The 9,980-nt window shown below is 37.1% G+C and carries 8 protein-coding genes; 6 read left to right on the forward strand and 2 right to left on the reverse strand.

Annotation, left to right across the window (positions count from 1 at the left end; translation table 11 throughout):
* Positions 1-158: 158 nt before the first annotated feature.
* From MWH25_RS11985 to MWH25_RS12010, 6 genes are all read left to right on the forward strand, one after another.
* Positions 159-1,961 carry an NADH-quinone oxidoreductase subunit NuoF gene (locus tag MWH25_RS11985; protein WP_248627889.1) on the forward strand — a complete coding sequence of 601 codons (1,803 nt, stop codon included), beginning with the start codon at positions 159-161 and terminating at the stop codon, positions 1,959-1,961.
* Positions 1,962-2,147: 186 nt separating this feature from the next.
* On the forward strand, positions 2,148-3,929 hold the full coding sequence (locus MWH25_RS11990) for an NADH-dependent [FeFe] hydrogenase, group A6 (RefSeq protein WP_248627890.1): 1,782 nt from the start codon (positions 2,148-2,150) through the stop codon (positions 3,927-3,929).
* A 379-nt stretch (positions 3,930-4,308) separates the two neighbouring features.
* Positions 4,309-4,707, forward strand: a complete 399-nt coding sequence (locus MWH25_RS11995) for a secondary thiamine-phosphate synthase enzyme YjbQ (RefSeq protein ID WP_248627891.1) — start codon at positions 4,309-4,311, stop codon at positions 4,705-4,707.
* Positions 4,708-4,716: 9 nt separating this feature from the next.
* On the forward strand, positions 4,717-5,478 hold the full coding sequence (locus MWH25_RS12000) for a histidinol-phosphatase HisJ family protein (RefSeq protein ID WP_248627892.1): 762 nt from the start codon (positions 4,717-4,719) through the stop codon (positions 5,476-5,478).
* Between the two features lie 206 nt (positions 5,479-5,684).
* Positions 5,685-7,496, forward strand: coding sequence for a translational GTPase TypA (typA, locus tag MWH25_RS12005; protein WP_248627893.1), 1,812 nt, complete (start codon positions 5,685-5,687; stop codon positions 7,494-7,496).
* Positions 7,497-7,810: 314 nt separating this feature from the next.
* Complete coding sequence (locus tag MWH25_RS12010) at positions 7,811-8,998, forward strand: pyridoxal phosphate-dependent aminotransferase (protein WP_248627894.1); 1,188 nt, start codon at positions 7,811-7,813, stop codon at positions 8,996-8,998.
* Positions 8,999-9,044: 46 nt separating this feature from the next.
* On the opposite strand, the gene MWH25_RS12015 is transcribed toward MWH25_RS12010, so the two are convergent.
* Together MWH25_RS12015 and MWH25_RS12020 are read right to left on the reverse strand one after the other, a co-directional pair.
* Complete coding sequence (locus MWH25_RS12015; RefSeq protein ID WP_248627895.1) at positions 9,045-9,518, reverse strand: DUF1664 domain-containing protein; 474 nt, start codon at positions 9,516-9,518, stop codon at positions 9,045-9,047.
* A gap of 1 nt (position 9,519) precedes the next feature.
* A complete protein-coding gene (locus tag MWH25_RS12020; RefSeq protein WP_248627896.1) occupies positions 9,520-9,831 on the reverse strand; it encodes a YtrH family sporulation protein in 312 nt (103 codons plus the stop codon).
* Positions 9,832-9,980 lie beyond the last annotated feature (149 nt).

Here is a 9,980-nt window from a genome sequence, read left to right on the forward strand (position 1 = left end):
TTTTTAGCCCTCTCGCAACTGATTTTGAAGTTTATTGGTTGCAGATTTTAATTTTAAAAGTGAAACTATATATCAATTAAGCAATATTTTAATTTTAAAGATTTTAACTATCAATTATCAATTGTACACGCTAAGCTGATTAGAACGGGAGGGATAGAATGCAGAACAAATATGAAATACTGCTCTGTGCTGGAACAAGTTGTAATTCTTCAGGCGAACCAACCATTTATCAGAATCTAATAACTGAATTGAAAGAGCATGATCTCTTTTCAGAGACTAAAATAACTCAGACAGGTTGTTTTGGTTTTTGTGAATTAGGGCCAATCATCACTATTCATGCTCAAGGTGAAGAGGATGAGGTTTTTTATTGCCAAGTTAAAGCTGAGGATGTAGAACGGATTGTAAGAGAGCATCTAGTGAATGGTGGAGTTATAGAGGATCTGCTTTATATAGATCCGGAGACAGAAAAGAAGGTTGCTAAAAAGGAAGATATGGATTTTTATAAGTATCAAAAAAGGATTGTCTTAGATAATTGTGGGAAAATAGATCCTCTAGAAATAGAAGAATATATGGAGCAGGGGGGGTATCAAGCTCTCAAGAAGGCTGTAACAGAGTTAGAACCAAAGCAGGTAATTGCAGAGGTTAAAGAATCAGGTCTGCGAGGAAGGGGGGGCGGTGGGTTTCCAACCGGTATTAAATGGGAAATAACGTATGAAAATCAAGCAACTCCTAAATACATAATCTGTAATGCAGATGAGGGTGATCCTGGTGCTTTTATGGATCGTAGTATCTTAGAAGGAGATCCCCATAGTGTATTAGAGGGGTTGGCCCTAGGGGCTTATGCAATTGGAGCCACCCAGGGTTTTGTCTATGTCCGAGCTGAATATCCATTAGCTGTCGAGCGGTTAGAAAGAGCAATTAAGTCAGCTAGAGAAGAGGGGATGTTAGGCGATAATATTCATGGTAGTCAATTTAGCTTTGATGTTGAGATTAGAATTGGAGCAGGGGCCTTTGTTTGTGGTGAAGAGACGGCTTTAATCACTTCAGTAGAAGGATATCGTGGTGATCCACAATCTAAACCTCCTTATCCAGCTCAGGATGGTTTATGGGGCCAACCAACCTTAATTAATAATGTAGAGACTTTAGCTAATGTTCCGATTATTATTAGGGAAGGGGGAGCATGGTATAGAAAGCTTGGTACTGAAGATAGTACAGGAACTAAGGTGTTTGCTTTAGCAGGGGATATTAATAATACAGGATTAATTGAGGTACCAATTGGGATCAGTTTAAGTGATGTAATTTTTAAACTGGGTGGAGGAATTCCAGATGAAAAAGAGTTTAAAGCAGTTCAAACTGGTGGGCCATCAGGGGGCTGTTTGCCAGCAGATTATCTAGATACTCCATTAGAGTATGATGCACTACTAGAAGTAGGCTCAATGATGGGTTCAGGTGGTTTAATCATTCTAGATGAGACAAGCTGTATGGTTGATGTAGCTCGATTCTATTTGGATTTCACCCAAGATGAAGCTTGTGGCAAGTGTGCCCCAGGTCGGATTGGAACTAAGCGATTATTAGAGATTATGGACCAGATTGTAGAAGGAGAAGGGAGAAGAGAGGATTTAGAGCGGTTAAAAAATCTTTCGCAAACAATTAAGCGGACTGCTTTATGTGGACTCTGTAAGTCTGCTCCCAATCCAGTCTTAAGTGCTATTGAGCATTTTGAGGATGAGTATTTGGCCCATGCAGAGGATAAATATTGTCCAACAGGGGTCTGTAAAGGATTACAAAAATATAAAATTGATTCAGAGTTATGTAAAGTTTGTGGCAAGTGTGAAGCTGCTTGTCCTGCTCAAGCAATCAAAGGAGAAGTAGGTGACACGTATGAGATAGATCGCGAAGTCTGTACAGCTTGTGGTATTTGTGAAGAAGAATGTCCTTTTGAGGTTATTTCTAAGGATTAGAATCTTGAGTACTTTCAGTTAAAATAGTGGAAGATAAAATATTTAGTTGGGGGATGCGGGGCAGAGAAACTTAGTTATCTGCGAAGTATTGTAATAACAGGCTTTAATTTAGCAAATGGTTTTTAGTACGGAAAGTCTAATAAGACTTGTAGGGAGAGCATTAATCTTGTCTAAGGAGGAATGTTGATGGTAACTTTGACAATTGATGGACAGGAAGTTGAGATCGAAGAGGGAGAAAATCTAATTGCTGCTGCTAATAAAGCCAATATAGATATTCCCACATTATGTTATTTAGAAGGGGTAAATGAGCCAGCAGCCTGTAGAATTTGTGTTGTAGAGATAGAAGGAGAGCAAAACTTACAGCCAGCTTGTACATATAAGGTTAGGGATGGGTTAGTAGTTAGAAGTAATACTCCAGAGATTTTAGATTATAGAAAGACGGTATTGGAGTTATTATTATCCGACCATCCTTTTGATTGTTTAACCTGTGCTGCTAATTTAAATTGTGAATTGCAAGCTTTAGCTGATCAGTTTGGGGTTCGACAGGTAAGTTACCAAGGTAAGAAGAATGAATATCCAGTCGATGATCTATCCCCATCATTAGTTCGCGAGCCGAGTAAATGTATCATGTGCCGTAGATGTATCACTGTCTGTTCTAAAGTCCAAGAAGTACATATCTATGATGTACTGGAAAGAGGATTCCCAACAGTTGCTGGGCCTGCTTTTAATGATAGTTATCTAGATACTCCATGTATTACTTGTGGACAATGTATTTTAGTCTGCCCAACAGGGGCTTTACATGGTAGAGATAATAAAGAAGAAGCTTGGCATGCGTTAAAAGATCCTGATAAACATGTTGTTATTCAAACAGCACCGGCAATTAGGGTTACAATTGGTGAATTATTCGGAATGGAGACCGGGAGTCTGGTAACTGGTAAACTGGTAGCAGCATTGAAGAGGTTAGGGTTTGACAAGGTCTTTGATGATTGTTTTGGGGCTGATGTTGTGGTTATGGAAGAAGGGCATGAATTAATGGAGCGGTTAGAAAGTGATCAAGATTTACCACAGTTCACTTCTTGTTGCCCAGCTTGGGTAAAATTCTGTGAAAGCTTTTACCCTGAATTAATTCCTAATTTATCCTCTTGTAAATCTCCTCAGCAGGTCTTTGGAGCTTTGATTAAAACTTATTATGCTCAAGAAGCTGGAATAGATCCCGAAGATATATTTTCGGTTTCAGTCATGCCTTGTGTAGCTAAAAAATATGAAGCTGCTCGACCAGAAATGAATGATAGTGGACAGGATCGGGATGTTGATCTCAACTTAACAACGCGAGAGTTGGCTGAAATGATTAAGGAAGCTGGACTAGATTTAACTACGTTAGAAGATGAAGAATATGATGAGCCGATGGGTTATGCTTCAGGAGCAGGAGTCATCTTTGGTTCAACTGGTGGAGTTTGTGAAGCAACTTTGCGAACCGTCTATGAAAAGTTAACAGGAAAAGAACTTGATAAAATAGAATTAAAAGAGGTACGAGGTAAAGATTTTAAAGAAGGAGAGGTTGAATTAGGTGATGGTAGGACTATTAAAGCAGCAGTAGCACGAGGAACTGGTAATGCTAGAAGGTTGATTCATCGCTTACAGACTGGAGAACGTGATTATGACTTTGTAGAGGTGATGGCCTGTCCGAATGGAGGGTGTGTTGGTGGAGGAGGACAACCTGTCTATGCTGGTTATGATAACTGGACTAAGATGGGAGATGCCTATGTCAGTAGAGCCGAAGGATTATTTACTGCTGATCGAGATAAAGAACATCGCAAAGCCCATGAAAATCCCTTTGTTAAGAGGTTATACGAGAAATTTTTAGGTCAGCCCCATGGTGAAAGATCACAGAAATTATTACATACAGGTTATGTAGATAGAAAATTATATACTTACCAGGAACAGGCAGAAGAAAAGAAAGAAGAATAATGAGCAAGCTAGCTTGCTCATTATTCTTCTTTTCCATAGAACACATTACTAAATTTATTAATTTTTTTAAAAATACAAGTTAAAACTTAATTATATCAGTAAGAAAATAAAACTTAAAATAAGTAGGATGCTAAAATATATAGCACTTTTAAATGATTACACTTAAAAAACAACCTTTTTTGCAGTAGAATCTTATTATTCAAATAATCTATCTGCAGGAATAATTAATTAGATTGAGAATTAATTATTTAATTAATTATTCTCAGCTAAAAGAAAATAGTGGGAGATAAAATATTTAGTTGTAGGATGCTTTGCAAATATTGAAAAGTCTAATAAGACTTGTAGGGAGAACACTATATTATTAAGAAGAGGTGATTACATGTTACATGAATTTGTAGTTAAAACTAAGTCTAAGACTGAATTGATTGATCTAACTACTAAAGTGCAGAAGATAATTGAACAAGCAAATATTAGGACAGGGCAATGTATTATTTTTGTGCCTCATACTACTGCTGGAATTACCATTAATGAGAATGCTGATCCTACTGTGGAAGAAGATATTTTAAGGCAAATAAACAAGGTGATTCCTTTTAAAGATAATTATCAACATTTAGAAGGGAACTCAGCTGCTCATATTAAGGCAACATTATTTGGTTCATCTGAACAGATTATTATAGAGCAAGGAGAGTTATTATTGGGAACTTGGCAAGGGGTTTATTTTGCTGAGTTTGACGGACCAAGAACGAGAAGAGTAAATATTAAATTAATAGAAGGGTAGGGAGTTAAAATGTTAGTAGATTATCATATTCATCCATTAGGGCATCAAGATAGAGCTATGACGGCAGAGAATCTTAAAGAATTTATGGAGGAAGCAATTAACAAGGGGCTAGCAGAGATAGGATTTGCTGATCATAACCGTTATTATCAGCAGTTTGATTTTGCATTAGTCCAGCAGGTAGCAAAAGGCTATCCTGAATTAAAGGTTAGAACTGGAATAGAGATGGATTATACTCCAGGAGAAGAAGTAGAAATTAATGATTTTTTGGAGCAATTTGAATTAGACTATGTAATAGGTTCAATTCATTATCTAGATGGCTGGATGTTTGATCATCCAGATTATAAAGCTGAATATCAAAATTGGGGTTTAGATGAGTTGTATCAAACTTATTTCAATTATATTAAACAAGCAGCTCAATCTAACTTGTTTGATTTTTTAGGTCATCTAGATCTGATTAAGATTTTTAATTTTAAGCCGGAGGGTAGTGTTTTGGATATTGTAGCTCCTGTGTTAGAGGTGATTGCAGAGAATGATCTGGCAATCGAGATCAATACTAATGGATTGAATAAGCCTGTAGGGGAGTTCTATCCTAGTAAAGAGATCTTAGAAAGGGCTTATCAACTGGAGATTCCAATAACATTAAGTTCTGATGCTCATATTGCTCAGCGTGTAGGGGAAAATTTAATTGAGGTTAGAGATTTATTAAGAGGGATTGGGTATAGAGAGATTGCTACCTTTAAAGAGCGGGAGCGAAAGATGGTTGAGTTGTAATTGGTAGTTAGTGATGAGTAACTTGTGACTAGTAACTAGTAATTCTAAAATTTTAGAAAACTGAATTTTGTTGACAAGCAAGGCTAAATATTATAATCTAAACTATAACTGTACAATAACTGTATAATGTAAAATTAATAATTTGCAATTATATAGATACTTAACTATTAATTGGAAGTGATTGTTTGAAAAAAAGGGAGGATAAAATGACAGTAAGGGAAGATATTAGAAATATAGCAATTATAGCTCATGTTGATCATGGTAAAACGACTTTAGTTGATGGAATGTTAAAAGAGAGTGGTATTTTTCATGCTAAGCAGGAAGTTGAAGAAAGGGTTATGGATGATAATGATTTAGAAAAAGAACGAGGGATTACTATTTTATCTAAGAATACAGCCGTTGATTATCAAGGGACTAAGATCAATATTATTGATACTCCTGGTCATGCAGATTTTGGAGGAGAGGTAGAGCGGATTTTAAAGATGGTTGATGGGGTATTATTGGTCGTTGATGCTTTCGAAGGGCCAATGCCTCAGACCAAGTTTGTCTTAACCAAAGCCTTAGAGTTGGAATTAACTCCAATTGTGGTGATTAATAAGATTGATCGTCCGAAGGCTAGGCCGGAAGCTGTTGTGGATGAGGTATTGGATCTATTTATTGACTTAGGGGCTACCGAGGAGCAGATTGAATTTCCAGTCATCTATGCTTCAGCTTTGGAAGGATTTGCCCAAGAAGATTTAGCTGCTGAAAATGATGATCTAGATCCATTATTTGAAGCAATTAAAGAGCATATTCCAGCTCCAGAGGGAGAGTTGGATGCTCCTTTACAAATGATAGTAACTACTATTGAATATAATGATTATGTAGGTCAGATGGCGTTAGGCAAAATTAATCGTGGTCAGGTGACTGAAGGTGAAGAAGTAGCTATCTGTCAGAGGGGTGGTGAAGTTGATTCTAAAAAGATCTCGAAATTATTTACTTACCATGGGTTGGAGAGAAAGGAAGTAGCTGAGGCTAAGGTAGGAGAAATTGTAGCTTTAGCAGGTTTAGAAGGGATCAATATTGGAGAGACAGTTGCTGATTTGGAGCAACCAGAAGCATTGCCATTTGTTAAGATTGAAGAACCGACAGTAGCAATGACCTTTACAACTAATGATAGCCCTTTTGCTGGTCAGGAAGGTGATTTTGTCACTTCTCGTAAACTGAAAGAGAGGTTATTGAATGAATTAGAAAAAAATGTTGCCTTGCAAGTAGAGGAGTTGGCCCCTGATACTTTTAAGGTTTCAGGCAGGGGAGAGCTACATTTATCCATCTTAATTGAGACGATGCGTCGGGAAGGATATGAACTTCAAGTTTCTAAGCCAGAAGCAATTATTAAAGAAGAAGATGGTCAGAAGTTAGAACCGATTGAAGAGGTTACTATTGATGTTCCAGAAGAATTTATGGGGACAGTTATTGAATTACTAGGACAACGGAAGGGCCAAATGCAGGAGATGAACCATTTAAGTGAGACTAGAGTTAGACTGGTCTTTGAAGTACCAGCTAGAGGGCTGATTGGATTTAGATCTGAGTTTTTAACTAAGACTAAAGGTGAAGGAATCTTAAATCATAACTTTTCTCACTATGATGATTATCGAGGAGAGATCTTTACTAGAAAGACTGGCTCTATAGTAGCTGATCGCCAAGGAGAAGTCAGTAGGTATGGTATCTTTAATGCTCAAGAAAGAGGAAGTATATTTGTTGAACCTGGAGTAAAGGTTTATGCGGGAATGATAGTTGGTTCTAATGCTAGAGAACAGGATTTAGATATCAATATCTGTAAACAGAAGAAGTTAGATAATATGAGATCAGGTTCTGCTGATGAGGCAATGATCCTAACTCCAGCTACTGAATTAAGTTTAGAAGAAGCTTTAGAATATATTACTGAGGATGAGCTGGTAGAGGTAACACCTGAAAATATTAGATTACGTAAAAGGATCTTAGGTAAGAAGAAGAGAATTAAGAGTAATCGGGAGTAGGGATTAGTGACTAGTAATTGGTAATTAGTAATTAGTAATTAGATAAGAGCGGAAAGGTTTAAGTGTAGAGTAATCTCAGCTAAAATAAATTATTGGAGATGAGAACATTCAATTATATGATGTCTTGTGAACAGTGGTGGTTTTAGTGTTTTGATTGTGTGGTTTTGAATTTGATTGTAAACTATCAATTGTCAATTGTAAATTGTACACTAAGACGGGGGTGCAGAGAAATTTAGTTATCTGCGAAGCATTGTACTAACAGGCTTTAATTTAGCTGAAAGAGTAAGTATAATTCAAAGGAGGGAGAAGAAGGGATGGTAGAATTATCAAGACGAATTAGTCAGATTCAAGATTCTCCGACATTAGCAATCAGTGCTGAGGCTAAGCGGTTAAAAGAAGAAGGAAGGGATATAATCGGCTTGGGAGCTGGTGAGCCAGATTTTGAAACTCCACAGCATGTAAAGAAAGCAGGTATTGAAGCTATTAAAAAAGGCTTTACTACTTATACTTCAACAGTTGGGATCAAGAAATTGCAGGAAGCTGTCTGTACTAGATTTAAGGAGGATAAAGGATTGGAGTATGCCCCTGAGCAGGTGATTGTTTCCACTGGGGCTAAGCAGTCGTTATTTAATGCTTTACAGGCTATAGTAAATCCTGATGATGAGGTAATCTTACCTATGCCTTATTGGGTCAGTTATCCAGAGCAGATCAAATTTGCAGGAGGCAGACCTGTCAAGGTTAAGACTGCTGAAGAGGTTAAGTTTAAATTGACTGCCAAGCAGCTTAAAGAAGCAATTACACCTCAGACTAGAGCTGTAATTATTAATAGCCCTAATAATCCAACAGGAGCAGTCTATACTGAAAAGGAGTTAGCTGAACTTGCTGAAGTGATAGTTGAAGAAGATATTTTAGTTATTGCTGATGAGATCTATCAAAAGATAAGTTATGAGCAAGATGTTATCAGTATTGCTGCATTAGGGCCAAAGATTAAAGAGCGAACAGTCGTGATTGATGGTGTTTCTAAAGCTTATGCGATGACAGGGTGGAGAATTGGTTATGCTACGGGACCTCAAGAGATTATTGAAGCTATGGGGCGATTGCAAAGTCATAGCACCTCTAATGCTAATTCAATTGCTCAAAGAGCAAGTTTAGCAGCCTTATTAGGTACTCAAGAGCCGACTATTAAGATGAAAGAGGCCTTTAGTCAACGACAAGAAATTATAGTTAAGGGCTTAAATCAGATTCCAGGGATGGAAGTGCTTGATCCTGCAGGGGCTTTTTATGTCTTTGTTAACATTACAGGATTAATAGGAAGGACTGTAGCAGACCAAGAAGTAACTAATGATCAGAAGTTAGCAGAGTTATTATTACAGAAAGCAGGAGTAGCTACGATACCTGGTTCTGCTTTTGGGCAAGAGGGATATTTGAGGTTGTCTTATGCTGCTAGTGAGGAGCAGATAACAGAAGCGATTGAGCGAATTGACGGCTTATTAAATAAATAAGATGATATTAAGTCAATAACTTGAATAAAGTTGCCAGCTGGCAACTTTATTCATTTGTATTGATTTTAAAAGAAACTATAGCTTCAGGTTGGATCATAAACCAGAGTAGATCTAATTCATACTCATCCCCTTCGATAATTAGAATTCTTTCCTCAAGGGTTTCGGCTATTAGATTGCCATCGATATTATCTATTTCACGACCGATTAGACTTTTTAGGAGATTGAAGATCTTCTGTTTTAATTCCTGGGTGATATGTTTATCTAAATCTGTTTCGATCTTAACTTGTAGTTTTTGGATAATCTTCTTTCTTTCCTCAGCCAAGCTTTCTTCTAATTGTTCTAATTGGGCTGTTTGGTTTTCCAGTTTGGCTTTCAATTCTTCCTTTTCATAAATTAATTGATCAAATTGCTGTCCTATAAAGAGATTGAAGAGGGTAACTCCGATGATAACTCCGAAGATAAAACTGGCCACTAGGCGTAGCAGTTCAGTTTTGGTCAAGGTTAAAAAGTTGAATGCCATCTTAGTTTCCCCCAGTGAGGATAGTAATTAGCCAGATGCCAAGTTGAGCTCCTATAAAAGCAGCAGTTAAGAGGACAAACTGTCTGACTAAGACAATAAATCTCCCTTCAAAGACTCCACCTTCGATAATCCTTAAATTGCTAAAGGTACCACCAATGGCAGTAACGACTGCCCATAATTTAATTTCTTGACTTAATTGGATCATTGCTTTGAGTGGCGATTCTCCAGTTAAGGTTGCTCCTACACTACCAATAATTGCTCCACCTAAGACTACCCCTAAAGCGATAAAAAAGACCAGAACTAGTCGGTTCATATCTATTCACCTACCAGATTAAGTTTATACGAGTATTTGTATTGTTTTTGGGGTTGAATTATGTCTGATTTAATTACAATTATGGTGTGATCTGTTGCGATATGAAAAGTATCGCCTAGTATTGTGAAGACAATCTACAATAACTAGAA

Source organism: Natroniella acetigena, assembly GCF_023227745.1.
Taxonomy (GTDB): Bacteria; Bacillota; Halanaerobiia; order Halobacteroidales; family Halobacteroidaceae; genus Natroniella; species Natroniella acetigena.

Excerpts from the sequence above, each read along its gene's own strand:
- MWH25_RS11985 (WP_248627889.1), top strand. The coding sequence starts at position 159 with ATGCAGAACAAATATGAAATACTGCTCTGTGCTGGAACAAGTTGTAAT.
- MWH25_RS11990 (WP_248627890.1), top strand. The coding sequence starts at position 2,148 with ATGGTAACTTTGACAATTGATGGACAGGAAGTTGAGATCGAAGAGGGA.
- MWH25_RS11995 (WP_248627891.1), top strand. The coding sequence starts at position 4,309 with ATGTTACATGAATTTGTAGTTAAAACTAAGTCTAAGACTGAATTGATT.
- MWH25_RS12000 (WP_248627892.1), top strand. The coding sequence starts at position 4,717 with ATGTTAGTAGATTATCATATTCATCCATTAGGGCATCAAGATAGAGCT.
- typA (WP_248627893.1), top strand. The coding sequence starts at position 5,685 with ATGACAGTAAGGGAAGATATTAGAAATATAGCAATTATAGCTCATGTT.
- MWH25_RS12010 (WP_248627894.1), top strand. The coding sequence starts at position 7,811 with ATGGTAGAATTATCAAGACGAATTAGTCAGATTCAAGATTCTCCGACA.
- MWH25_RS12015 (WP_248627895.1), bottom strand. The coding sequence starts at position 9,518 with ATGGCATTCAACTTTTTAACCTTGACCAAAACTGAACTGCTACGCCTA.
- MWH25_RS12020 (WP_248627896.1), bottom strand. The coding sequence starts at position 9,831 with ATGAACCGACTAGTTCTGGTCTTTTTTATCGCTTTAGGGGTAGTCTTA.